The 24,182-nt window shown below is 66.1% G+C and carries 27 protein-coding genes; 3 read left to right on the forward strand and 24 right to left on the reverse strand.

What is annotated here, in order from left to right; translation table 11 throughout:
* Positions 1 to 85 precede the first annotated feature (85 nt).
* On the reverse strand, positions 86 to 385 hold the full coding sequence (locus CV_RS23725; RefSeq protein ID WP_139794220.1) for a hypothetical protein: 300 nt from the start codon (positions 383 to 385) through the stop codon (positions 86 to 88).
* A gap of 73 nt (positions 386 to 458) precedes the next feature.
* Positions 459 to 1,064, reverse strand: coding sequence for an OmpW/AlkL family protein (locus CV_RS20310; protein ID WP_043596835.1), 606 nt, complete (start codon positions 1,062 to 1,064; stop codon positions 459 to 461).
* Positions 1,065 to 1,208: 144 nt separating this feature from the next.
* Here CV_RS20310 and ubiD point away from each other — a divergent pair, with 144 nt between their 5' ends.
* Positions 1,209 to 2,684: a 4-hydroxy-3-polyprenylbenzoate decarboxylase gene (gene ubiD, locus CV_RS20315; protein ID WP_011137651.1), complete on the forward strand. Its 1,476-nt coding sequence runs from the start codon at positions 1,209 to 1,211 to the stop codon at positions 2,682 to 2,684.
* Between the two features lie 59 nt (positions 2,685 to 2,743).
* On the opposite strand, the gene CV_RS20320 is transcribed toward ubiD, so the two are convergent.
* The 3 genes from CV_RS20320 to CV_RS20330 form a co-directional block, all read right to left on the reverse strand.
* Positions 2,744 to 3,313, reverse strand: coding sequence for a HutD family protein (locus CV_RS20320; protein WP_011137652.1), 570 nt, complete (start codon positions 3,311 to 3,313; stop codon positions 2,744 to 2,746).
* A gap of 67 nt (positions 3,314 to 3,380) precedes the next feature.
* Positions 3,381 to 3,686 carry a hypothetical protein gene (locus tag CV_RS20325; protein ID WP_011137653.1) on the reverse strand — a complete coding sequence of 102 codons (306 nt, stop codon included), beginning with the start codon at positions 3,684 to 3,686 and terminating at the stop codon, positions 3,381 to 3,383.
* Positions 3,686 to 5,428, reverse strand: a complete 1,743-nt coding sequence (locus CV_RS20330) for a M30 family zinc metallopeptidase (RefSeq protein WP_011137654.1) — start codon at positions 5,426 to 5,428, stop codon at positions 3,686 to 3,688. Before CV_RS20330 ends, CV_RS20325 begins: the two co-directional genes overlap by 1 nt.
* A gap of 185 nt (positions 5,429 to 5,613) precedes the next feature.
* Here CV_RS20330 and CV_RS20335 point away from each other — a divergent pair, with 185 nt between their 5' ends.
* Positions 5,614 to 5,973 (forward strand): YggL family protein, encoded by a 360-nt coding sequence (locus tag CV_RS20335; protein WP_043596837.1) that lies wholly within the window; start codon positions 5,614 to 5,616, stop codon positions 5,971 to 5,973.
* A gap of 100 nt (positions 5,974 to 6,073) precedes the next feature.
* Here CV_RS20335 and CV_RS20340 read toward each other — a convergent pair whose 3' ends face one another.
* The 5 genes from CV_RS20340 to CV_RS20360 all read right to left on the reverse strand — a co-directional run bounded on the left by CV_RS20340 (position 6,074) and on the right by CV_RS20360 (position 10,007).
* Positions 6,074 to 6,673 (reverse strand): YdcF family protein, encoded by a 600-nt coding sequence (locus CV_RS20340; protein WP_011137656.1) that lies wholly within the window; start codon positions 6,671 to 6,673, stop codon positions 6,074 to 6,076.
* Between the two features lie 70 nt (positions 6,674 to 6,743).
* On the reverse strand, positions 6,744 to 6,983 hold the full coding sequence (locus CV_RS20345; RefSeq protein ID WP_011137657.1) for a DUF2164 domain-containing protein: 240 nt from the start codon (positions 6,981 to 6,983) through the stop codon (positions 6,744 to 6,746).
* Positions 6,984 to 7,042: 59 nt separating this feature from the next.
* Positions 7,043 to 7,402 (reverse strand): hypothetical protein, encoded by a 360-nt coding sequence (locus tag CV_RS20350; RefSeq protein WP_043596838.1) that lies wholly within the window; start codon positions 7,400 to 7,402, stop codon positions 7,043 to 7,045.
* 146 nt (positions 7,403 to 7,548) lie between these two features.
* Positions 7,549 to 8,952 carry an aspartate ammonia-lyase gene (gene aspA, locus CV_RS20355; protein ID WP_011137659.1) on the reverse strand — a complete coding sequence of 468 codons (1,404 nt, stop codon included), beginning with the start codon at positions 8,950 to 8,952 and terminating at the stop codon, positions 7,549 to 7,551.
* A gap of 146 nt (positions 8,953 to 9,098) precedes the next feature.
* Complete coding sequence (locus tag CV_RS20360) at positions 9,099 to 10,007, reverse strand: LysR substrate-binding domain-containing protein (protein WP_011137660.1); 909 nt, start codon at positions 10,005 to 10,007, stop codon at positions 9,099 to 9,101.
* 111 nt (positions 10,008 to 10,118) lie between these two features.
* Here CV_RS20360 and CV_RS20365 point away from each other — a divergent pair, with 111 nt between their 5' ends.
* Positions 10,119 to 10,685, forward strand: a complete 567-nt coding sequence (locus tag CV_RS20365; protein ID WP_011137661.1) for a hypothetical protein — start codon at positions 10,119 to 10,121, stop codon at positions 10,683 to 10,685.
* Positions 10,686 to 10,720: 35 nt separating this feature from the next.
* Here CV_RS20365 and CV_RS20370 read toward each other — a convergent pair whose 3' ends face one another.
* From CV_RS20370 to CV_RS20435, 14 genes are all read right to left on the reverse strand, one after another.
* Complete coding sequence (locus tag CV_RS20370; RefSeq protein WP_011137662.1) at positions 10,721 to 12,601, reverse strand: polysaccharide biosynthesis protein; 1,881 nt, start codon at positions 12,599 to 12,601, stop codon at positions 10,721 to 10,723.
* 2 nt (positions 12,602 to 12,603) lie between these two features.
* Positions 12,604 to 13,071: a GNAT family N-acetyltransferase gene (locus CV_RS20375; protein WP_011137663.1), complete on the reverse strand. Its 468-nt coding sequence runs from the start codon at positions 13,069 to 13,071 to the stop codon at positions 12,604 to 12,606.
* On the reverse strand, positions 13,068 to 13,736 hold the full coding sequence (locus tag CV_RS20380; RefSeq protein WP_080509082.1) for a sugar transferase: 669 nt from the start codon (positions 13,734 to 13,736) through the stop codon (positions 13,068 to 13,070). Before CV_RS20380 ends, CV_RS20375 begins: the two co-directional genes overlap by 4 nt.
* On the reverse strand, positions 13,733 to 14,896 hold the full coding sequence (locus tag CV_RS20385; protein ID WP_043596841.1) for a DegT/DnrJ/EryC1/StrS family aminotransferase: 1,164 nt from the start codon (positions 14,894 to 14,896) through the stop codon (positions 13,733 to 13,735). The genes CV_RS20380 and CV_RS20385 overlap by 4 nt, the downstream gene beginning before the upstream one ends.
* Before the next feature lie 203 nt (positions 14,897 to 15,099).
* On the reverse strand, positions 15,100 to 16,329 hold the full coding sequence (locus tag CV_RS20390) for a glycosyltransferase family 4 protein (protein ID WP_011137666.1): 1,230 nt from the start codon (positions 16,327 to 16,329) through the stop codon (positions 15,100 to 15,102).
* Positions 16,330 to 16,457: 128 nt separating this feature from the next.
* The gene (locus CV_RS20395; RefSeq protein WP_043598380.1) at positions 16,458 to 17,552 is read right to left on the reverse strand and encodes a glycosyltransferase family 4 protein; all 1,095 of its coding nucleotides are present in this window, start codon (positions 17,550 to 17,552) and stop codon (positions 16,458 to 16,460) included.
* A gap of 5 nt (positions 17,553 to 17,557) precedes the next feature.
* Positions 17,558 to 18,640 carry a glycosyltransferase family 4 protein gene (locus CV_RS20400; RefSeq protein WP_043596843.1) on the reverse strand — a complete coding sequence of 361 codons (1,083 nt, stop codon included), beginning with the start codon at positions 18,638 to 18,640 and terminating at the stop codon, positions 17,558 to 17,560.
* Complete coding sequence (locus tag CV_RS20405) at positions 18,633 to 19,214, reverse strand: acyltransferase (protein WP_043596845.1); 582 nt, start codon at positions 19,212 to 19,214, stop codon at positions 18,633 to 18,635. The genes CV_RS20400 and CV_RS20405 overlap by 8 nt, the downstream gene beginning before the upstream one ends.
* Positions 19,211 to 20,473: a lipopolysaccharide biosynthesis protein gene (locus tag CV_RS20410; protein ID WP_157760332.1), complete on the reverse strand. Its 1,263-nt coding sequence runs from the start codon at positions 20,471 to 20,473 to the stop codon at positions 19,211 to 19,213. The genes CV_RS20405 and CV_RS20410 overlap by 4 nt, the downstream gene beginning before the upstream one ends.
* Before the next feature lie 13 nt (positions 20,474 to 20,486).
* Positions 20,487 to 21,584, reverse strand: coding sequence for a DegT/DnrJ/EryC1/StrS family aminotransferase (locus tag CV_RS20415; RefSeq protein ID WP_011137671.1), 1,098 nt, complete (start codon positions 21,582 to 21,584; stop codon positions 20,487 to 20,489).
* Positions 21,585 to 21,686: 102 nt separating this feature from the next.
* Positions 21,687 to 22,268: an acyltransferase gene (locus tag CV_RS20420; RefSeq protein WP_011137672.1), complete on the reverse strand. Its 582-nt coding sequence runs from the start codon at positions 22,266 to 22,268 to the stop codon at positions 21,687 to 21,689.
* A complete protein-coding gene (locus CV_RS20425) occupies positions 22,265 to 22,531 on the reverse strand; it encodes a hypothetical protein (protein WP_011137673.1) in 267 nt (88 codons plus the stop codon). The genes CV_RS20420 and CV_RS20425 overlap by 4 nt, the downstream gene beginning before the upstream one ends.
* A 10-nt stretch (positions 22,532 to 22,541) precedes the next feature.
* Complete coding sequence (locus CV_RS20430) at positions 22,542 to 23,600, reverse strand: Gfo/Idh/MocA family protein (protein WP_011137674.1); 1,059 nt, start codon at positions 23,598 to 23,600, stop codon at positions 22,542 to 22,544.
* The gene (locus CV_RS20435; RefSeq protein ID WP_218567055.1) at positions 23,597 to 24,181 is read right to left on the reverse strand and encodes a YdcF family protein; all 585 of its coding nucleotides are present in this window, start codon (positions 24,179 to 24,181) and stop codon (positions 23,597 to 23,599) included. Before CV_RS20435 ends, CV_RS20430 begins: the two co-directional genes overlap by 4 nt.
* Position 24,182: the final 1 nt, after the last annotated feature.

The following is a 24,182-nucleotide window of genomic DNA, read 5'->3' on the forward strand; positions in this document are numbered from 1 at the left end:
CGATCTTCCCCGCCACGAAAAAGGGCGCCATTTTAACAAAAAAACGATTGTCGGGGCCGCGAAAATCCCTTGTAAATTCAAGACCTCAGCGCACTTTTCCGCCTCGCGCGCCCAACAAGCCAAGCCGGCGGGATAAGTTGCTCTTTTCACTGAAAAAAACCCGCGTCCCGCCTCTTTCGGAGGACGCGAAAAACTTCGAATGGTTCGCATCGAAATGATGCATTTTGACAACAGACTTGTCTGAAACGTGCGATTCATGTCGCCAAGCGCCGCTTTTCATGTCGCCGGCGCGACAAATCCACCGCCTTTCCTCCGCCTCCGCCGCCGATTCCGAAGCGTGGGCAGCGGCCAGCATTGGCGACTTCATGCGCAATGTCAACATCATCAATCGTTTACATTCCGCCACAAAGAAAAAGGACGCCCGCAGGCGTCCTCGCATGGCCGGTGGCTTGGCCGGATCAGAACTTGGTGCCGACACCGATGCCGAACACCCACGGATCGAGCTTCAAGGTGCCCAGCTTGGTGCCGGCGGCGCTGACATCCGTCTTCACCCACAATTTCTTCACGTCGACGTTGACGAACCAGCTCTTGTTGACCGCGTAGTCGGCGCCGATCTGCAGCGCCGGGCCGAAGCTGTTGTTCTTCACGTCCAGCTTGGTGCCATTCGGCAATTGGAGGCCGTTGCTGTAGAAACGGGTGTAGTTGATGCCGGCGCCGACATAGGGGCGGAAGGCCGCTTCCGGCGTGAAATGGTATTGCAGCGTCACGGTCGGCGGCAGCACCGATACCTTGCCCACATCGCCGAAGGCGTTGGTGGTCACCTTATGGCGGGAAGTGCCAAGAATCAGCTCGGCGCCGATATTGTTGGTGATCATGTAGGTGAAATCGAGCTCCGGCGCGACGGCGGACTTGCCTTCGACGTTCAGGCCGGCCACTGCGGAATTGTCCCAACTGGACGAGGGATCGACATCGATCACGCGGAAACGTGCCAGAATGTCGCCTTGGGCGGCGAACGCGCCTGCGGACAGCATGCCGATCATGGCGGCGAGTGCGAGCTTCTTCATGTTCTGTTCTCCAATGGGTCGAGTAATGCCGCCATAAACCATGCCGGCGTTGACAGCCGAACACGCCGGCAGTAGCGTGCGACGTCCGCAGGCAGATTATCCAAGCCCCTCCTCTCACACTTTGCGTCAGATCATGAAACAGTCATGAAATATGCCGATCTACGGGAATTCATTGCCCAACTTGAACAAAAACAGCTGCTGAAGCGCATCAAGACGCCAGTCTCCCCGCATCTGGAAATGACCGAAATCGGCGACCGCGTGCTGAAGGCAGGCGGTCCGGCGCTGCTGTTCGAGCAGCCGGTCGACAACGGCCGCCGCTACGACTTCCCCGTGCTGGCCAATCTGTTCGGCACGCCCGAGCGCGTGGCGATGGGCATGGGTGCAGACGACGTGATGCAGCTCAGGGAGATAGGCAGGACGCTGGCCTACCTGAAGGAGCCGGAGCCGCCCAAGGGCCTGAAAGACGCCTGGGACAAGCTGCCGCTGTTGAAGCAGGTGCTGTCGATGGCGCCCAAGGAAGTGAAAAAGGCGCCGTGCCAGGACATCGTCTGGGAAGGCGAGGCGGTGGACCTTGGCAAGCTGCCGATCCAGCACTGCTGGCCCGGCGACGCCGCGCCGCTGATCACCTGGGGCCTGACCGTCACCCGCGGCCCCAACAAGAAGCGGCAGAACCTCGGCATCTACCGCCAGCAGGTGATAGGCAAGAACCGCGTGATCATGCGCTGGCTGGCCCACCGCGGCGGCGCGCTCGATTACCGCGAATTCCGCCAGCAGAATCCGGATACGCCCTACCCGGTGGCGGTGGTGCTGGGCTGCGACCCGGCGACGATACTGGGCGCGGTGACGCCGGTGCCGGACACGCTGTCCGAATACCAGTTCGCCGGCCTGTTGCGCGGCAGCCGTACCGAGCTGGCGCAATGCCTGGGGTCGGACCTGCAAGTGCCCGCCCGCGCCGAAATCGTGCTCGAAGGCCATATCCACCCGAACGACATGGCGCTGGAAGGCCCCTACGGTGACCATACCGGCTACTACAACGAGCAGGACAGCTTCCCGGTGCTGACCATAGACCGGATCACGATGCGCGAGAATCCGATCTACCACAGCACCTACACCGGCAAGCCGCCGGACGAGCCGGCGATCCTGGGCGTGGCGCTGAACGAAGTGTTCGTGCCCATCCTGCAGAAGCAGTTCCCGGAAATCGTCGACTTCTACCTGCCGCCGGAAGGCTGCAGCTACCGCATGGCCATCGTCAGCATCAAGAAGCAGTACCCCGGCCACGCCAAGCGGGTGATGATGGGCTGCTGGAGCTTTTTGCGCCAGTTCATGTACACCAAGTTCATCGTGGTGGTGGACGACGACGTCAACACCCGCGACTGGAAAGAAGTGATCTGGGCGATCACCACCCGGATGGACCCGGTGCGCGACACCACGCTGATCGACCACACGCCCATCGACTACCTGGACTTCGCCAGCCCGATCTCCGGCCTGGGCGGCAAGATGGGCCTGGACGCCACCAACAAGATGCCGGGCGAAACCAGCCGCGAATGGGGCACGCCCATCGTGATGGACGACGCGGTCAAGGCGCGCGTCGACGCGCTGTGGAGCGAGCTCGGGCTGTGACGTTACGCGGCCAGAACCGAGCCGGGCGCGCGCCCGGCTTTTTCATGCCCGCGACCGCGTCACGCCGGAAGGCGGCGCGCGGTGGCCAGCCACGCGATCGCGCCGTCCTTCGCGCGCAGGCTGGCGGCCTCGTTCTCCAATAGCAGCAGGCTGCCGCTCGGCAAATCCTCGCCGTCGCGCGACCACTCGCCGCGCTGCAGATACAGCAGGACCAGATCCGCGGCTTCCAGCCGCGCGGTTTCTCCGTCCGCCGGCGACAGCCGCTCCAGATCGCCCCGTCCCCAGTCGCGCGCCAGCATCAGGTTGCAGTCGTGCAGCGGCCCGCCCAGCAACCGGCACTGGATGCCGATCTCGCCGGTGAAAGCCACCACCTGCCCCGGCGCGTCCAGCGTCAGCCTGCGGCCGTCGGCCAGGCTCAACTCCATGCCCTCGCCTTCCAGCAGGCCCAGCAAGCGGTCGACGCCGGCGAAGTGGGAAAACGGCCCGCCTTCGGCCACTTCGGCGATGGATAGCCGCAGCGCGAACGCGTCGCGCCGGTCCGGATGCGGCAGGCGGAACAACTCGCAGGTGCGTCCGCCGCCATTGGCCCACGGCATGTCCTGGAAACTCTGTCGGCTCAGTACGCGCATGGCGCCTCCCGATTCAAAACGCCCACCCGGCATCATGCCGGATGGGCGTTGCGCTGAACAGCAGCGCTCAGCGCTCGGCTTCCGCCTGTTGCAAGATCACTTCCCGGCCATACACCGGACTGTCGGCATAGCCGGCCGCCCGGTAGCGGATCTCGTGGCCCAATTGGCGGCGCAGCCGTTTCAGCGCCGCCTGGTCCAGGCCCTTGCCCGCCTCCGCCGGACGTATCGCCATCACCGCGCCGTCGCTGCGCTCTATCCCCAGCTTCACCAGCGGATAGGCGCCCACCTCCACCAGCACGCCCTTTTCCCAGGGCTGCGCAGCCATCGCCAGCAGCGAAGGCGTCAGGGCGAGCAGCCACAGCGCGCGCCGCATCACGGTTTCACCAGCAGCAGATGGCTATTGGCCGGCACGGTGATCCGAGCCGCGCCGCGCGACACGGCCAGCGGCTGGCGCCAGGTCTCCTGGCTGCTGTCGTTGCGCCAACCCACCTCGGACGCCTGGAAGCGCACCGCCGGCAGTTGCAGGATCTTGCCCGCCGGGAAGTACTGGTTGGCAGGCAGCGTGATGGTCTTGGCCGGGAAGCCGAAGCCGGCCACTTCCTGGCTGTAGCTGCCCAGGGCCAGCGTGGTGGTCAGCCGCTGCAGCAGACTGCCGTAATCGCCGGCGCCCACCGCGCGCAAACCGTCGTTCAAAGCGCTCTCTCCCTTGCTCGGGCCGGTCACCCACGGCTTCATCACGCCGGGGCCGAACTGGTGCAGCATCTGCATGCCCAGCGCCAGCGCCTTCGGATAGCACGTGTAGTCGTCGGCGGCGACGCTCCAGCCCTTCAGATTGCATGCCGGCTTGGCCAGGAACTGCTCGAAGTCCCCGCGCGGGCGCAGGTCCGGGTGCGAATTGGCGTCGCGGCCGCGGCCGCCGGTGTAGGTGTCGGCCGACACCAGGTAGCCCATGGTCTGCGCCGCCAGTTCGTTCTCCCACACCGTGGTCGGTGCGGAGCCCGGCTTCTGGCGCAGGATCTTGTTGTAAGCGTACAGCACGTGCAGGTACTCGTGCGCCATCGTCGACAGCGCCAGGCTGGGGCCGTTGTCCTTCATCGACCAGTTGCCCGGGCTATCGGCCTTGGCGAAGGTGTCCAGATCGATGAAGGTTACCAGCGCCTCGTTGCTTTTGCCGATCACGTCGGCGCACTCGGCATCGCCCTGGCACATGCTGGAAGCGGCCGAAGCCAGCAGCGCGTTGGTCCAGCGCACGTAGCCGAGCAAGCGGCCGCCGCTGGTCTTGGCCGGATCGTTGAGCCGGCTCAGCACCAGGTGCACGTCCTTGGTGCTGCCAGGCAGGGCCAGGCTGCGCCAGCTCGGATGGATGTCGTTGCCCCAGGGCTCGCTGACCACGCTCGCCTCCAGCGGATAGACGCTGCCGGCGAAGCGTTCGGCCAGCGCGTCGGCCTGGGCGTTGTCGACGCCCACGTCCAGCCCGCTCTGGCCCCAGACATAAACTTTGCCGCCGCCGTTGGGCAGGTCGCGCACCGCCTTCAAGGTGGTGGGGCTGTCGCCGTCCATGTCGTGCCAGGTGCGCGCGTCGCCCAGCGCGTAGGCCTGTTGCTGCAATGCCGCCTGGGCGCCGCTCAGCTTGGCCGAGTGCTGCAGCTGCAAGCGCTGCAGCGCGCCGTTGCTGCTGTTCTTCGCCACCGCGTTCAGCACCGCTTGGCTTTCGGCTTCCAACCGGTCCGCCACTTCGCGGCCGGCGCCGCGCAGGCCCGATCCCGACTGCTTGAACTGGGTGGAAGTGTCGCCGCCGCTGATGCGCACGAACTCCGCCTGCCAGGCGGACGTCACCGGGCCAGTCAACTGCAGCGTCTGATCGCGTCCAGTGGTGTTGCTGTAACGATAGACCGAGCCCGATGCCGCGCCGCTTGCGCTGGCCGGCACCTTGCAGCTGGCGCCCGAGCAATCCAGCGTGCCGACTTCGACGCCGCCGGCGCTGCGTTGATAAAAGGCTACAGACGGAGCGTTGCCCGATCCTCCATCCGCGGAGGAGCTGCCGCCCCCGCCGCATGCGGTCATCATCGCGCTCAATATCACGGAAGCCAGAACTGTCTTTTTGATCTCTTTCATCACTTTGTCGTCTTTTTGTGGTTAATTTCTAAACAGAATGATGATATTAGCCACACGACATAAATGAGCACAATGTCAATTTATTACAATTAATCGTCGGACAAATGCCGTCGCCTAGGCGGCTGGAGCGTCTCCAGCCGGCAAACCTGCTATCATTCAGCGCATTTTCCGAATAAGGATCGACCATGGCATTCCCGCGCAATCCCAACTCCGCTCAACGCCTGAAACGGCTGAACGCCCGCCAGCGCAAGAAAATGCGCGTAGGCGAATTCCGCGAGCTGGGCTTCCACCTGGTGGCCGAGCTGCACGACGGCGCGGATGCCGACGCGCTGCTGGACGGCTGGCTGACCCGTTTCGACGAAGCCGGCATCAGCTTCGGCGGCCACTTCGACGGCAAAAACCGCCTGGAAGGCGTCGCCTTCCCGATCAGCGGCGTGCAGATCGACGAAGCGCTGCGCGCCGATCTGGTGGCCTGGCTGCAAGCCCGCACCGAAGTGAAGTCGCTGGAGGCCAGCGAACTGATCGATCTGTGGCACGCCGCCTGAGGCTCGCTCCAGATAGGGAAAAGCCGGCGATCGCCGGCTTTTTTCTTGTCTACGCCATTTATCCACAGCATGCGGCAAAAGGCATTGTTATCCACAGCCATCAGGATAGCTGCCGGAATACCCGGTAACCGACATAGAGCCAGGTCTCGCGCGCGAGAAAGCGCGACCAGCTGGCCAGCGTGCGGAAGCGGCTGGACTGGGTGGGGGCCGGGTAGGCGCGCAGGCCAAGATCTCCGGCCATCAGCACCGCGCGGCGCATGTGCAGCGGATCGCTGACCAAAAGATAGGAACGGATGCCGAACTGGTTGCCCAGGTCCCGGGCGTTGGACAGGTTTTGCCAGGTGGTGCGCGACTGGTTCTCCACCAGCATCGCCGTCATCGGCACGCCCTGGCGCGCGGCGAATTCCCGGCCGACATCCGCCTCGGCCGGATAGCCGGGCTCCGGCGTGCCGCCGGTGAATACGATCCAGCGCACCTTGCCGCTCTGATACAGTTTGACCGCGTGGTTGATGCGCTCGCGGAACACCGGAGAGGGCTTGTTGCCCCAGGCGGCGGCGCCCAGCACCAGCGCGGCGTCGGCGCCCGGCACCTCGTCGCCGCTGCCGTAGTCGACGATGCTCCACGCGACACAGGCGAAGCCGAGCACCACCAGCAGCACCGCCAGCAGGAAGCCTCTCAACATCAAGCGCAAGTAGAGCATCGACACCGCAAGTCAAAAAAGGAAGGGAAGCCCGATTGTAACCTCAATGCCGCCGCCGCGGGCAGCGCGGCTAGCGTTCCAGTTCCCAGATCGCCGCCTGCAGGCTTTCCATCCTGGCCGACAACGCGGTCTGCGCATCCTGCAGCGCCTTGTTGTAAATGTCTCTGCCGACCTTCTCGGCGATGAAGTCCAGCAGGAAGCGGGCGTCGAAATTGCCGATCTCCAGCCCCAGCTGTTCGGACAGATATTGCTGCAATTGCGGCGCCAGCTGCTGCAGCTGGCTGTCGCTGAGAAAATGCGGGGCGGCCATCGGCGTCTCCGGCAAAAGACGCAATTATCGCCCAGAAGCGCGGCCTTGGCGACGCCCGCTCAAGAACGCGACCAGTCGCGCCCCAGGCTCACCAGACCCGACTGCCAGGCGCGCTCGCTGCGCGCAAGGCAATGCGCCCACGCCTCGCCCACGCCCTCGGGCTGCCCCAAATGGCCGCAGGCCAGCCGCCACAACTGAAACCGGTCCCCGCCGCCGTCGTGGCACAGCGCGATGCCGTCGGCGCAGCCGCGCCGCGCCACCCGCCGCAATCGGTCCTGCCAGGGCGCGGCGCTATGCCATACCCGCAGGCCGTGAAACAGGCTGGATCGCCAGAAGCACTGCCAGCAGCGCCACTCATTGAGCTGGCAGCGCCAGGCCTCGACCGGAAACTCCACTCCCCACCACAGCAGATGGCTCATGCCGCCCTCCAATTGTGCAATGCACAATATCGTTATACCGCTGAGGAATAGCGCGCGCAATCGCCGCCTCGTCGCGAAGGCGGGGAAAAAAAACCGGCGCTCAAGGCGCCGGCAAGCACGAGTCAAACAAAGGATGGGAAAGCGGTTTACAGCGTCACCCAGCGCGGCCGGGTCAGGGTCTCCGGCTGCAGGATGTCGTCCAGCTGCTCGCGGGTGAGCAGGCCATGGGCCAGCACCACGTCGGCGACGCTGCTGCCGTTGGCGTGGGCTTCGGCGGCGACGCGGGTGGCGGCCTCGTAGCCGATCACCGGGTTCAGCGCGGTGACCAGGCCGATCGAGCTTTCCACGCTCAGGCGCAGCCGCTCGCGGTTGGCGGTGATGCCCTTGACGCAGTGCTCGGTCAGCGTGTCGCAGGCGTTGGCCAGGTGGCCGGCGCTGCGGAACAGGCTGTAGGCGATCACCGGCTCGAAGGCGTTCAGCTGCAGCTGGCCGGCCTCGGCCGCCATGGTGATGGTGACGTCGTTGCCGATGACTTCATACGCCACCTGGCTCACCACTTCCGGAATCACCGGATTGACCTTGCCCGGCATGATGGACGAGCCGGCCTGGCGCGCCGGCAGATTGATCTCGCCGAAGCCTGCGCGCGGGCCGGACGACAGCAGGCGCAGGTCGTTGCAGGTCTTGGACAGTTTGACCGCCGCGCGCTTGATCACGCCGGACAGCTGGACGAAGGCGCCGCAGTCCTGGGTGGCCTCGATCAGGTTGGGCGCGGTGATCAGCTGGCTGCCCACCAGCTCGGACAGATGCAGGCACACCAGCTTGGCGTAGTCCGGGTGGGCGGTGATGCCGGTGCCGATCGCGGTGGCGCCGAGGTTGATCTCCAGCATCAGGGCGCTGGCTTCCTTCAGACGCTGCTCGTCCTCGCCCAGCATCACAGCATAGGTCTGGAACTCCTGGCCCAGCGTCATCGGCACCGCGTCCTGCAGCTGGGTGCGGCCCATCTTCAGGATGTCCTTGAATTCCTCGGCCTTGTCCTCGAAGGCCTTGCGCAGCGTTTCCATCCGCGACACCAGCTTCAGCACGCCCCAGAAGGCGGCCAGGCGCAGCGCGGTCGGGTAGACGTCGTTGGTGCTCTGGCACAGGTTGACGTGCTCGTTCGGGTGCAGATGCTGGTACTCGCCCTTGGCGTGGCCCAGCAGCTCCAGCGCGCGGTTGGCGATCACCTCGTTGGCGTTCATATTGGTGGAAGTGCCGGCGCCGCCCTGGATCACGTCGACGACGAACTGGTCGTGCAGCTTGCCGGCGCGGATCTCCTCGCAGGCGTCGACGATGGCCTGGGCCAGCTTGGGGTCGAGAATGCCGAGATCGCGGTTGGCCTGGGCGGCGGCTTGCTTGATGCAGGCCAGCGCGCGGATCAGGTCGCCGTAGCCGGCGATGGTCTGGCCGGTGATCGGGAAGTTTTCGATGGCGCGCAGCGTGTGCACGCCCCAGTAGGCGTCGGCCGGCACGTCGCGGTTGCCGAGCAGGTCGTGTTCGATACGGGTGGACATCTCGTCTCCTCAGGGCGGCCGCCATGCGCGGCCTGCAATGCCCCGCACTGTATGCCCGCCCCGGAAGCTTGGCCAATTCCGAATGGCGATGGGGTCATGCCGGAAATGCATAACCTTGCGCCAGCCTTGTCCGGCGCGGCTTGGTGCTACACCGCCGGATAGCGTTCGGCCAGGTAATCCCACAAGTCTTCCAGCGCCGCGCGGCCGCGGCGGTGGTCGCAATACAGCCTCACCTCCATCTCCACGCTCCATTCATCGCCGCCGGCCGCCGCCAGCCGTCCAGCCTCGCACTCCGCCGCCACCGCGCTTTCCGGCAGGAAGGCGAGGCCGTGGCCGGCCAGCGCCATCTGCTTCAGGCCCTCGGCCATATCGGTCTCGTAGCGCAGCGACAGGTGGGCGGGCTCGGGGCCGCCGACCAGCAGCAAATCGCTCATCAGCCGGAAATAGGCGTTGCTGGCGTAGCCGAGGAAAGGCTGCGGCGCGTCGGCGGAGCCCGGCAGCGCGTAGCGCGCCGCGCCGCCATCGGCCGCGGCGTACGGCCGCAGACGCTCCACGCCCAGCCGCAGGCCGCCGTAGCGCGCGTCGTGCAGCTCCACCGGCTGCTTGGGATGGTGGTAGCACATCAAGAGGTCGCTGCCGCCTTCGACGAAGGCCAGCACCGCGTCGTGGACGTTGCTGGCCTGCAGCCGGCAGGACAGCTTGCCGAAGCCGGCCTCGACCTCGGTCAGCCACTTGGGAAAATAGGAGAAGGACAACGTGTGCGGCACCGCGAATTCCAGCGTGCCCTGCGGCAGGGGCTGCAGGCCGCGCAGCATGGTGCGGGTGGTGTTGAGTTGGGCCAGCAGCGACACCGCCTGCTCGCGCAGCAGCTTGCCGGCGGCGGTGAGCTTGGTGGGGTAAGTGGTGCGGTCTATCAGGTCGGCGCCCAGCCAGCTCTCCAAGGCGCGGATGCGGCGCGAGAACGCCGGCTGCGTCAGGTGGCGCAGCTCGGCCGAGCGGGTGAAGCTGCCGGTGTCGGCCAATACCAGGAAGTCTTCCAGCCAGCGGGTTTCCATCGGCGCGCGTCCAGATTCGGGATGCCCGATGTTACACCGGCGCGGCACTTTCCGGCGCGGCGCCGATCTATCTTCGGATATCCCATCGCGCCAACCGTTTTCCATGCCGACATGAACGCCTCCCTCGACTTCTCCCCCCCGGCGCGCGTCCCGGGGCGGGCGCTGGCCATCGTCGCCAGCGCGCTGCTGCACCTCCTCGCGCTGCTGACGCTGCCCGCCGCCATGCGCAGCGGGCCGCAGCCGGCCTCCTCCCCTTTGCTGCGCGTGAGCATCCTGCCGATTTCCGCCCGCATGGCTCCGCCCTCCTCCCGCGCCGAAACCGCGCCCGCGCCACCCGCCCGGGCGGCGGAGCGGACACGCGCCAAGTCATCTCCGGCGCGCGAGGCGGCCAGGCCGCGCTCGACGGACCAGTCCCGCGCGGGCAAGCCGGCGGCCAGCGCCGGCAAGGGCGAACCGCGCGTCACCCTGGAAGGGTTGCGCCAGCAGATGCGCCGTCTCGAGCCGGAAAACCCGAATGCCAAGCCGCTGCGCGAGGATCCCGAAAAAGCCCGGCTGGCCCGAGGCATCGACAGGGCGGAGCGCGCCGACTGCAAGCGCGCCTACGCCGGCCTGGGCCTGTTGGCCGCGCCGATGCTGCTGAAAGACGCCTTCGATAAAGACAACGGCTGCAAATGGTAGCCTGCAGCCGTCGCTAAAAGCGGGAATGCGCGGACTCAGCCCTGCAGCGCCACCCAGTCCTGGGTGGCCTCGGCGGCCTGGAACTCGTGCACCGCCTCCTGCATCAGCGCGAATGCCGTCGGCGCGTCCAGCCGCTGGCAGGCATCGGCCAGGCGCGCCAGCAGCGACGCCATTTCCTCTTCGGTCAAATGGTATTCCTGCGCGCGCATGATGCGGGCGTGGTCGGTCGGCAACACGTTGTCGCCGATCAGCAGCTCCTCGTACAGCTTCTCGCCCGGACGCAGGCCGGTGACGCGGATCTCGATGTCGCCGCCCGGCTGGTTCTCGTCCTTCACCTCCAGCCCGGACAGGTGCACCATGCGCCGCGCCAATTCGATGATCTTCACCGGCTCGCCCATGTCCAGCACGAACACGTCGCCGCCGTCGCCCATCGCGCCGGCCTGGATCACCAGCTGCGCCGCCTCCGGTATCGTCATGAAGTAGCGGGTGATGTCGGCGTGGGTCAGCGTGATCGGGCCGCCGGCCTTGATCTGCCGACGGAACAGCGGCACCACGGAGCCGGAGCTGCCCAGCACGTTGCCGAAGCGCACCATCACGAAGCGGGTGCGGCTGCCGCGCGCGTGGCGGGTCTGCAGGGTCAGTTCGGCCAGCCGCTTGGTGGCGCCCATCACGTTGGTGGGGCGCACGGCCTTGTCGGTGGAGATCAGCACGAAGGTGTCGACGCCGCAATCCTCGGCGGCTCTTGCCGTGGTATCGGTGCCGAAGGCGTTGTTGACGATGCCGGCCACCGGGTTGTGCTCCACCATCGGCACGTGCTTGTAGGCGGCGGCGTGGTACACCGTTTCCACCTGGAAGGCGCGCATCACCTGAGTCAGGCGGGCGTAGTCGGTCACCGAGCCCAGGATGGGCGTGCGCGGAATCCTGGGCGCGATCTGCGCCAGCTCCTGGTCTATGCTGTACAGCGCGAACTCCGACAATTCGAACAGCACGATGCGCGCCGGACGGTTGCGGACGATCTGCCGCGCCAGCTCGGAACCGATGGAGCCGCCGGCCCCGGTGACCATCACCACCTTGTCGCGGATATTGCGCGCCAGCAGCTCGGTCTTGGGCGGCACCGGCTCGCGACCCAGCAGGTCCTCGATCTCGACTTCCTTCAACTCCTCCACCCGCGCCTCGCCGGACACCAGGTCGGCCATGCCGGGCAGGCGCTTGATCGGCACCCTGAGCTTTTCCAGCGACTCCAATATCTCGCGCTGGCGGCCTCGTCCCACAGACGGCATCGCCAGCAGGATGCACTTGGCCTGGGTATCCTTGATCAGCGCCGGCAGCTCCTCCGGCGCGTGCACCGCCACGCCGCGGTAAGTGCGGCGGCGCAGGTCCGGATTGTCGTCGACGAAGGCCATCGGCCGGTACTCGCGGCCGGCCTGCAGGGCCAGCATCAGTTGCACGCCGGCCTGGCCGGCGCCGTAGATGATCACCGGATCGCGCGGCGCTTCGGTGGCGTCGATGCGCCGCACCAGGCCGCGCAGCAGGAAGCGGCTGCCGCCGATGTAGGCCATCGCGAACACCCAGAAGATGATCACCGACGCGCGCGGCATCGCCCAGATGTGGGCCATCTGTATCACCGCCTGCAACACCAGCACCGACAGCGTCACGCCGCTGAACACAGTGAAGATGATCTTGTCGTCCAGGTATTTCAGCACCGCGCGGTACAGGCCCAGCTTGATGAAGATGGGAATCGCCCACAAGGGCGGCACGATGAAGATCCACAGGTGCGGGTTGAGCTTCGGGTCCCAATAGCCGCCCAGGCGCAGGAATACCGCGCTCCACAAGGCCAGCGGCAGCAGCAGCGCATCCATCAGCGCCAGCATCGCCATCTTGTTGTGGCGGGAGAAGGCTAGCAGTTTTTCAAACATGGTCATTCTTTCGTATCCGGCCGCCATTGATACAGCGCGTCCGGACAGCTTTCCTCGTTATCCTGGCCATCGCCCAGGCTCAGCAGTTCAAAACCCTGCGCCTCGTAGAAGCGGCGCGCCCCTTCGTTGGCCTGAAACACTAACAGCCGACAGGCCGGCATCGGCCAAGACAGCACCCGGCCAAGCAAGGCCCGGCCGACTCCCTCGCCCTGATGGCCGCGGGCGACGTACAACTGGTCCAGCCATAACGCGCCATCCTTCCGCGAAACGGCGGCGAAACCAAGAATCTCGCCATCCCGTTCCGCCAGCCAGACGCCGCCCGCCGGCAGCAATGCGCCGGCAAACCAGGCCCGCACCGCATCGTCGCCGTGCGCCAGCGGCGCGTACGGCATCTCGCTGCGGCAGGCCAGGTAAATGGCCGCCAGCGCGCCAGCGTCGGCGGCTTGGGCGGCGCGGATGGAGAAGGTCATCGGCTGACGATCTTCATCAAGGTGGCGACGATGATGCGGATGTCTTCCCACAGACTGTGCGTCTCGGCGTAACGGACGTAATAAGCCAGCTTCTCAGGCAGGACTTCTTCGATATAGGCGCGCTCCGGATCGGCGGCGCGGCCCAGTATCTCGTTTTCATCGATCATCCGGATCGACGCCCAGTCGGTGATGCCGGGGCGCACCGACAGCACGATGTCCCTCGCCTCGTCAGGATAGTGCGCCACGTACTTCGGCACCTCCGGCCGCGGACCGACCAGGCTCATGTCGCCGAACAGCACGTCGATCAGCTGCGGCAGCTCGTCCAGCTTGGTCTTGCGCAGCAGGCGGCCGGCGCCGGTGATGCGCGCATCGGCGCCGACGGTCAGTTGGCCGTGGCGCTCGGTGTCCACCTGCATGGTGCGGAACTTGTGGATGCGGAACAGCGTGCCGCCTCGCCCCACCCGCACCTGGCGGAAGAATACCGGCCCCGGCGAGTCCAGCTTCACCCACAGCGCCACCGCCAGCAGCGGCAGCGCCAGCACGGCGAGACCCAGGCCGGAAGCCACGATGTCGAACAGCCGCTTCAACAGCCGCGAGCCGTGGCGGCGCCGCCGGCAGCAGGGCGGCAGCAATTCGCCGCCCTTTTTTTCCAGCCGCTCGCTCATGCGCCCAGAATCTCGCGCACCGCGGCGATGACGCGGGTCTGGTCGTCGTCCGTCATCCGGGTGTAGAGCGGCAGCGTCACTTCGGCCTCGAAAGCGGCGTCGGCCACCGGGAATTGCTCGCGCGCCAGCTGGTAGCCGTCGCGCCATACCGGCTGGCGGTGCAGCGGGATGAAATGCACCGAGCAGCCGATGCCCTTTTCCGCCATCCTGGCGATGAAGTCGTCGCGGCTGATGCCGGCTTCCGGCTTGATCCGCACCGGGTACAGGTGCCAGGCGTGGTTGCTGCCCTCGTCCTTGGCGCGCGCCGGCAGGATCAGCGGCAGATCGGCCAGCTCGCGGTCGAAGCGCTGGGCCATGACTTCGCGCTTTTCATAGAAGCCACGGATCTTCTTCAACTGGTGGATGCCCATCGCCGCGGCGGTGTCCGGCATATTGTACTTGTAGCCAGGCGCGACCACTTCGTAGAACCAGGCCGGGGTCTTGGACACGTAGCGGTCGAAGGCGTCGCGGCTGATGCCATGCAGGCGCATCACCTTGCAGCGGGCGATGATGTCCTTGTTCCTGGACACCACCATGCCGCCCTCGCCGGTGGTCATGGTCTTGTTGGCGTAGAAGCTGAACACGGTGACGTCTGAATCCAGCGTGCCCACCAGCTTGCCCTTGTAGTAGGTGGGCATGGCGTGGGCGGCGTCCTCGACGATCTTCAGCCCATGCTCGCGGGCGATGGCGATGATCTCGTCCATGTCGCAGGCCAGGCCGGCGAAATGCACCGGGATGATGGCGCGGGTCTTATCAGTGATCGCGGCGCGGATCGCATCCGGGCGGATGTTGAAGGTGGCGCCGTCCACGTCCACGCACACCGGGTGCGCGCCCAGATAGCGCACCACCTCGGCGGTGGCGGTGAAGGTGTAGGACGGCACGATCACTTCGTCCCCCTCACGGATGCCGATCGCCTCCAGCGCCAAATGCAGGCCGGCGGTGGCGGAGTTGACCGCGATCGCCTCGACCTCGCCGCCGAGGAAGGCGGCGAAATCGGCCTCGAACTGCTTGGTCTTGGGACCGGTGGTCACCCAGCCCGACCTCAAAGCATCGACCACTTCGTTGATCTCTTCCTCGCCGATATCCGGCAAGGCGAACGGCAGGAACTTTGTTTCGCTCATTTCTCGGTCTCTCGTCTTTGCGCGGCCGCGCTCGGCCGCCTCCATGTCCATCGCCGCGCGCCTGGCGCGCGGCTCGCAAAATCTTCTGTAGGGCGGAAGCCCCACAGGGGCGTTCCGCCGCTAAAACCCTCACGATATCGACAGGGCGATCGCCTCGTGGCGGAACGCCCCCAAAAAACGGGGGCTTCCGCCCTACGCCCAAATCACAGCTTCACCGCCGCCAGAAAGCGCCGCGCCAGCACCGCGTAATCATGGTTGGCCAGTACGTAGGCCTTGCCGGCCGCGCCCATCGTCTCGCGCTCGGCCAAGGGCAGCACCGCCATGCGCTTGACCGCGTCGGCGATGACGGCCGGGTCTTCCACGCCTATGCTCAAGCCGGCGCCGGCATCCTTGACCATATCGTTGCCGGCCTCCACCGAGTGGATCACCGGCTTGCCCGCCATCATGTAATCGAACAGCTTGTTCGGGTTGATGCCGAAGCGGTAGATCGGCAGCTTGCGCCAGCCGATGTACAGCGCGTCGCACTCGGCCAGGAAGGCGGGCACGCTGCGCTTGGCGATGGACGGCAGGAACATCACGTTGTCCAGCTTCAGTTCCGCGGCGCGCGACACCAGCGCCTGCTTGTCCGGACCGTCGCCCACCAGCACGAAAGTCACCGGCGCGTCGCGCATCAAGGCCGCGGCTTCCAACAGATAATCCAGCGCGTTGGCCAGGCCATGGCCGCCGGCGTAGCCGACGATGAAGCGGCCATGGGACTTCAGCTCCGCCAACCGCATCCGGTGCTCGGCCGACAGCGGCAGCGTCTCGCCCTGCCATTCGCTGACGTCCACGCCATTGGGGATGACCGCGTATTTTTCCGCCGCCATGCCGTGCGCCATCATGTAGTCCCTGGCGCAGGGCAGCATCGACACCACGGTGTCGGCGCGCTTGTAGCCGAAATCCTCCGCCCATTGCAGCAAGCGGATGAACGGGTGCTTGGGCGACATGCCGCCCACTTCCACCGGCGTCAGCGGCCACAGGTCGTGCACCTCGTACACCAGCCGGGCGCCGGTCTTGCCGGCGATCCACGCCGCCGGCACGGTATCCAGCGGATAGGTGGACGAGGCGATCACCACGTCCGGCTGCCATTCCTTCAGGTAGCGGCGCGACAGGCCCATCACCTTGGCCAGGAAACTGAAGATGTTAAGCACCCGGCCGACGCCGTTGCCGCTGTATGGCCGCGTCTTGCACCAGGTGTAGCGGATGCCGTCGATGTCCTCGTCGCGGTACTTGCCGTCCACCTGGGGATGGGTCTGGCGCAGGTGCGACACATCGGCCGCCAGCATGTTCACTTCATGCCCGGCTTTTACCCATTCCCGCGCCAGGTAGTAGGGGCGGAATTCCATGCCGTGGCGCGGGCTGCCGGCGTAATGGTTGATATACAGTATTCTCATCTTGTAATTAGCCACGGAACAACACGGACAAAACTCAAGTGCGGCTTGAACTGCAGCTGTCCAGACTTCAACAGCGATGCTTCCATGTCTTTCCGTGTGGCTTCCGTGGCTAAATCATCCTTTAGTTTTTACAAGGACGCATACAGCGCCACCAGCTTGTCGGCCTCCGCCGCCCAGCTGTACTTGCTCAGCACAGCCCGCTTGCCGGACTCGCCCAGCTTGCGCATGCGTTCTTCGTCGCCCAGCAGTTCGTTGATGGCGGCCGCGATGGCGGCGGCATCCTGCGGGTCTACCAGCACGCCGCAGCCGGCGTCGGCTACGATCTCGCGCCACACCGGGAAGTCGCTGGCGATCACCGGCATGCCGGCGGCCATGTATTCGAACAGCTTGATCGGCAGCGCGTCGACGTAGTTGGGCGTGGGAAACAGCGTCACCAGGCCGATCTTGCTCCTGGCCAATACCTCGGCCACGCCCTTGCGGTCCAGCACGCCCAGGTCGTTGACCCGCGCCCAGCCCGGCTCGGCCGTCACCTTGGCGCGGAGGTCGCTTTCGCTCCACGGGCCGGCCAGGTTCAGCCGGGTGGATGTGTCCGGCAAGGCGGCGACAATCGGCTCGATGCCGCGGATGCGGCTGATGCCGCCGATATAGCACACCTCGTTGCGGCGGCTTTCCCACGGCGTGTCGCGCACCAGCTCTTCCAGGATCGGGAAGTTGCACACGTCCAGGGCGTTGGCGCCCAGTCTCTCGAAGCGTTTGCGGATGTGGGGGGTGGAGGTGACGATGGCGTCGAAGCGGCGCGCCGCCCAGTCTTCCAGCGTCTCGAAGCCGCCGGACACCAGCGGGCGCACCGCGCCGGGTATCCAATGCTTGGCCAGGATCTGGCGCGGCACGTCCTCGTGCACGTCGTACACCACCTTGATGCCGGCCTGCTTCAGGCGCACGCCGGCGGGAATCAGCTCCGGATCGTGGAAATGCACCACGTCCGGCCGCAGCCTCAGCGCGGCCTGATAGACGCGCTTGACGGTGCCGGTCATCCGCGCCAGACGGCCGCCGCGCTTGGGGCCGACGTCATGGATGCGCACGCCGTTGCGGATTTCCTCGCCCTGGCCGTCGGCGACGATCAGCGTCACCTCGTGGCCGGCCGCCGCCAGCGAGCTGCATTCCTTGACGAAGATGCGGATGTCGTGGCGCGGATGGGCGGAGGTCAGGTGGGCTATTTTCATCTTGTTCAAACCTTGTTGGCGGCCAGCTCGCGGATCAGATCGGCGAAGCCGGCCATATTGGCCCGGTGCAGCGCCTTGGCCGCCACCAGGCCGCGGTTCATCTCGGCCATGCCGCGCAACGCGTCGTCGTCGGCGGCCTTGATCATCGCGCGGCACAGCTCGGGCCCCAGGCGGCCGGCGTCCTCGGCGATCATGCCGTTGAGGCCGTCTATCACCCATTCGCCGTTGGCCGGCAGATTGGACAACAGCGGCAGGCAGCCATGGCCCATCGCCTCCATCAGGCTGACGCTGGTGGCGTCCGAGCGCGGCACGCTGACGAAAACGCGCGATTCGGCGTACAGCTTGCCCAGCGCGGCGCTGTCGACGAAGCCGGCGAACTCGACGCGCTTGAGGCCGAGCGACGCCGCCAGCCGTTTCAGATTCTCGGTCTCGCCGCCGCTGGCGGCGACGACCAGGCGCCAATCCGCGCAGCAGCCGCTCTTCTCCACTTCGGCCCAGCCCTTGAGGATGGCGTCGATGCGGTACAGCGGTTTGTGCAACCGGCAGGACAAGACCTGCTTCTTCTTGGCGGGGATCGCCGGCTGCGGCGGCAGCGCGTCTATGCCGTAGCTCAACAGGGAGATGCGGCAGTCGCCTGCCAACTCGCGGATCTTCGCCGCCATGTACAATGAATCGGACGTGATCGCGGCGGCGGCCTTGAGATTGCCGCGCACCATCGCCTGCAGCAACGGGTTCTGGTCGGGCAGCAGCAGCACGTCGGAGCCCCAGGCGGTCAGCAGCATCGGTATCCCCAAGCCGGCCAGCGCGCGGCGCGCATGCCAGGCCACGCTGTTGGCCTGGTGGACGTGGACTACGTCGGGCTGCAGTTCGGCGATCCAGCTCTTGAGCCGCGCGGCGGTGGACAACGCCTTCAGACTGAAGTCGACCCGCAACTCGCCTTTCAGATTGGCCGGACGGCGGTCCGCCGGCACTTCGCCGTTGCAGGCCAGGTACAACTCGTCCACATGCGGCGCGATGCCGGAGAGAAAGCGCCAGGTATGAATGGAGGCCGTGCCTGCCACCAGCAGGCGGGCGATCTTGTCAGTCATGGGCCCAGGCCTCGTACAGGCGGTGCAGTTCCGGGTTCTGCGCCAGCCACTCGGCGTCGCCTTCCCGGGTATCGCCGACCACCCGCGCCGGATTGCCGGCCAGGATGGCGAAATCCGGATATTCGCCGGCCTGCACGAAGCTGTAGGCCGACACGATGCTGCCCTTGCCCAGCTCCACGCCCGGCATCAGCACCGAGTGCGGACCGATGAAGCTGTACTTGCCGAGCCGGGTCGGCTTTTTCAGGTAGCCGACGTGGTTGTCGCGCGTCAGGTACTCGCGGCCGTACAGCCGGATCGCCACGTGGCTGGAGTGGGTCAGCAGCGACACGTAGTTGGTGACCTGGCAGCCCTCCCCGATGTGCAGGCCGCCGGAGGAGTCGATCAGGTTGAAGTGGCCGATGTAGACGTTGTCCTCGATCATCAGCTTGTCTATGTGTTCGATGCGCGTCATGTTGGAGACGCGGGTGCGCTTCAGGAACACGCCGTCGCCGCGCTGGAAGCCGTATACCATGCGCGGCCGCACCCATGCCGACAGCCGAAAGCGGATACGGCTGAGCAGTCCATTCCAGTTCATCGTGCCGCCTTATAAAGCCAGGTGAAATAAGCGAGGAAGTAGCCGGCCATCACTACCGAGACCAGCTGGAAAGTAGGCACCGCATCCTGCCAGAGATGGAAGCCCAGCCACAGCGACCCCAGGAACAGCACGGCCTGCACCAGGGACAGGAAAAACGCGAAACGCTGGCGATTGATCACCGGCGGCACCATGCCCAGCGGCGAGGCGACGAAATGGAACAGGATGTACAGCGACATCGCCTCGGCGTAACGGCCGGCGTCGGCCCAGTTGCGGCCGAACACCAGGGTGAACAGCGGCTCGCCGAAGATCTGGATCACCAGGAAGGGAAACAGCGACATGCCGAACAGCGTCAGCATCATCTTGCGCAGGATGGGGCGCAGCGGCTTGCCCAGATTGCGCGCCTCCGCCAGCTCGCGGTAGGCCACCTGGGCCACCGCCTGGCCGATCAGCGCCGCCGGCAGCTTCAGCACCCGCATCATCAGGCCGTAGAAGCCGACGGCGGAGGTGCTGGCCAGCACGGTTAGCACCGCCAGCGTGGCGGAGTCCAGCAGCGCCGTGCTCAAGGCGTGCGGCGCGTTGATCTTGGGAAACTCGATGTAGGCGAGCGCCGCCTCGCGCATGCCCTGGCGGCTGATGCCGCGCCGCCAGCCGAAGCGGGCTTTCAGATCCTGCCAGCTTTGCGCCAGCAGCGAGCCGATCTGGCCGGCCAGCTGGCCCAGGATCAGGCCGCCGGCGCCAGCGCCCAGCCAGCCGGCCAGCACCTGGGTGCCGGCCATGCCGAAGGACTGCGTCATGCGGCCGTTGGCGTTGGCCTGGTAGCGGCGGTGGCGGTTGTTCCAGTTGGTCCAGGCCTGCATCAGGCCGGCCAGCCACACCGACAGCGGCAGCAGCACCAGCCAGGGCTCCAGCTCCGGCGCGCCAAGATGGGCCGCGATGTGGGAATGGCCGCCCATCAGCACCACCAGCCCCACCAATAGCGCCAGTCCGCTGGCGCACAGCAGCGACAGCCCCATCAGGTTGTCGGCGCGCTTCTCCTCGGCCGGGAGCACGATGGCCATCTCGTAGCGGGCGGTGGCCAGCACCGCCAGCGTGGACATCCACGACACGTACACCGCCTGGATGCCGACCTCGTGCGGATCATACAGCCGGGTGATCAGCGGCGAGGCCAGCAGCGGCACCACCTGGGCCACCGCCGCCCCGGTCACCAGGGTGATGATGTGGCGGATGAAACCGCTTTTGGGCACGCGCAGCGACGACAACGACACCATCCTCTCAGCCCAGCGCCTTCTTCACCGCGGCGACGATGGCGTCCTGCGCGTCTTCCGTCAGGAAGGGATGCATCGGCAGGCTCATCACGCGCTTGCCGGCGGCCTCGGACAGCGGGAAGCTGCCCTCGCCCTGGCCCAGGTGGGCGAAGGCCGGCTGCAGGTGCAGCGGGATCGGGTAATGGACGGCGGTGGGCACGCCCAGCTCTTTCAACCTGGCCTGCACCGCCTCGCGCTCGTCCACCTCGATGGTGTACTGCGCGTAGACGTGGGTGTTGCCCGCGCCGATCACCGGCACGCGCGCCACATCCTTCAGCAACGCGCTGTAGCGCGCGCCGATGCGCTCGCGGGCGGCCACTTCGTCGGCGAAGCTGGGCAGCTTGGCCAGCAGCACCGCGGCCTGGATGGTGTCCAGGCGGCCGTTCAGGCCGATGATCGGGTGATGGTAGCGGCGGTCCTGGCCGTGGACGCGGATCTCGCGGATCTTCTTGGCCAGCGCGTCGTCGCTGGTGAACACCGCGCCGCCGTCGCCGTAGCAACCCAGCGGCTTGCTGGGGAAGAAGCTGGTGCAGCCGATGGTGGACAGGTTGCCGGATTTCTTGCCGTGCTGGCTGGCGCCGAAGCTTTGCGCGCCGTCCTCGATCACCGGGATGCCGTGCTTGTCGGCGATGGCGTTGATCGCGGTGAAATCCGCCGCCTGGCCGTACAGGCTGACCGGCATGATGGCGCGGGTCCTGGCCGTGATCGCCGCTTCCAGCCGGTTCGGGTCCAGGTTGTAGCTGACGGGGTCGATGTCGACGAACACCGGCTTGGCGCCCAGGAGGGCGATCATCTCGCCGGTGGCGATGAAGGTGAACGGGGTGGTGATCACCTCGTCGCCGGGGCCGATGCCCAGCGCCATCATCGCGATCAGCAGCGCCTTGGTGCCATCGCAAACGCCGATGGCGTGCTTGGCGCCGGTGTAGGCCGCCAGCTGTTCCTCCACCTCCTTCACTTCCGGCCCCATGATGTACTGGCCGTGGTCCAGCACCGCGTGGATGCGGGCGTCGATGTCGGCTTTCAGATGCTGGTATTGCGCTTTCAGATCGATGAACTGGATGGACATAAGAGGCTCAACCCCAAATCAGTATTTTGAAAAATGCACGCTGAACAAGCGTCCCGGCGCCGGCCGCGCCGATCGCGCGGCCGGCCTGCGCGCCTGAGACGCTTATCCGCCGTTGCCGATCGGCGTGCAGTGGTTGCCGCCGACCTCGTAATGAATGGCGCACACCGGGCAGGAGTGGGTGCCGATGTCGTTGGACAGACGCTCGCCGCAGGAGCACATCCAGCCGATGCGCTTGGCCGGCGTGCCCACCATCAGCGCGTAGGCCGGCACGTCGCGGGTCACCACCGCGCCGGCGCCGATGAACGCGTACTCGCCCACCGTGTGGCCGCAGACGATGGTGGCGTTGGCGCCGATGGACGCGCCCTTCTTCACCACGGTGCGGCGGTATTCGTTCTTGCGGTTGACGTGGCTGCGCGGATTGTTGACGTTGGTGAACACCATGGACGGCCCGCAGAACACGTCGTCCTCCAGCGTCACCGCGTCGTAGATCGACACGTTGTTCTGCACCTTGACGTTGTCGCCGATCAGCACGTCGTTGCCGACGAACACGTTCTGGCCGAAGGAGCAGCCCTTGCCTATCTTCGCGCCGCCGCAGATGTGCACCCAGTGCCAGACGCGGGTGCCTTCGCCCAGGGCGGCGCCTTCGTCGACGATGGCGCTGGGGTGGATGTGAACCTGGCTCATTTTTGCCGCTCCCATTTTTCCAAAAGCTTGTCCAGGCGAGTCAATTGCTGCTCCGAACGAACCATCGCCTTTTCCTGACGACTCATCAAGTCCTCATAGCGGGCCCGCTGGCGCTCGGCATCCCGTTGCTGCGCCGATACCGCTGAAACTTGCTTCTGGGCTTCGACATGCGTCCCGAAAGAAGAAAATATCAACATCAAAACGCCACCGACCAACCAGAATCCCAGGCCCCACAGTGCGCCGTCCACTATCTTTCTGAACATGCTGTCCGCCTTAGTAATCCAGCGGCAGGCTGACGCGGCGGCCGTCGCGGGCGGACAAATACATCGCGATCAGCAGCTCCAGCGACTTCAGGCCCTCGCGGCCGTCGGTTTCCGGCGTGGCTTCGCCGCGCATGGTCTTGATCACGTTGTCGTAGTACAGCGGATGGCCGAAGCCGTAGACGCTGGTGGTCGCATAGCTCGCGTCCTTGATTTCCTCGTCCATCGCGTGCGGCTCGGAGAATTCCCAGTGTTGGATCTCGTTGACGGCCACGCCGCCGACGCGCACCGAGCCCTTTTCGCCCAGAATGGTGATGCTGCCTTCCAGGTTCTTCGGATAGGTCAGCATGGTGACGTTCATGCTGCCCAGCGCGCCTGAGCGCCACTTGACGCTGACGGTGCCGGTGTCTTCCACCTCGATGTTGCGCGCCAGCGTGGCGGTGTAGGCCTGCACGCTTTCCACCGGGCCGATCAGCCAGTCCAGCAGATCGACGTAGTGGCTGGCCTGGTTCATGAAGGCGCCGCCGTCGAATTCCCAGGTGCCGCGCCAGCCGGCCGCGTCGTAATACTCTTGCGGACGGGTCCAGAACACGTTGACGTTGACCATGTAGATGCGGCCGAAGCGCTTCTCCTGCATCGCGCGCTTCAACAGCTGCAGCGTCGCGTTGCGGCGGTTCTGCTTGACCACGAACAGGTGTTTCTTCGCCTTGTCGGCCGCCTTCACCATTTCCAGGCCATCCTCCCAGCGGGTGGCCATCGGCTTCTCGGTCATCACGTGGAAACCGGCTTCCGAGCACTCGATGCTCTGGGTCGGGTGCAGGCCGGACGGCGTGGTCAGGATGACGATGTCGGCGTCGGTCTGCGCCAGCATGTCGGTCAGGCTGGCATGGCCGCGGGCGCCGGTGCGCTCGACGGCGGCCTTCAGCGCGGCCGGATCGATGTCGCAGACGTCGATCAGCTCGGCGCGGTCGGCGTGCTTCTCCAGCGCGCCGAAGTGGTTGTTGGCGATGCGGCCGCAGCCGACCAGGGCGAAACGGATCTTGCGATCGGTAATCGGAGGAATCACTATCATCTGAACGTCCAGTAACGTACTGAATACACCAGTATCTTCAAATATTCGGTCAGCACCGCGCCGGCTTCGTACCAGGCCAGGCTGTGGTACAGGTCGTTGCCCGGGTACACGATGTGCATGCCCCACTCCACTTCCGGCCAGGCCTGGCGGAAAGTCTCCAGCGCCCGCCGCGAATGGAACCACGAGGTCACCAGCGTGATCCGCCTGGGCTGGCGCGAGGCCAGCGCCTGCCGGGTGAGCACGGCGTTCTGCCATGTGCTCTTGGACAGGCACTCATAGCCTATCTTCCCGCGCGGCACGCCGGCCATCTGCAGCCGCCTGACGATCAGCAGGCAATCGCCCTCGCCGCTGACGAAGACGAAAGGCGCGCGGCCCTGATGGTACAGTTCCGCCGCGCCTATCACCCGCTCGCCGCTCTCCCCGCCCAGCACCACGATCCAGTCCGCCCGCGGCTGCGGCGTTTCGGCCACCAGCCAGCTCTTGGAATAGCGGATCAGCGGCACCAGCGCCAGCACGGCCAGCAGCGCGAGCGCGCCCAGCGCCGCCAGCCACGCCCCCGGCGGGGGCAAGCGTCCGCACACG

The organism is Chromobacterium violaceum ATCC 12472 (assembly GCF_000007705.1).
In the GTDB taxonomy this organism is placed as follows: domain Bacteria; phylum Pseudomonadota; class Gammaproteobacteria; order Burkholderiales; family Chromobacteriaceae; genus Chromobacterium; species Chromobacterium violaceum.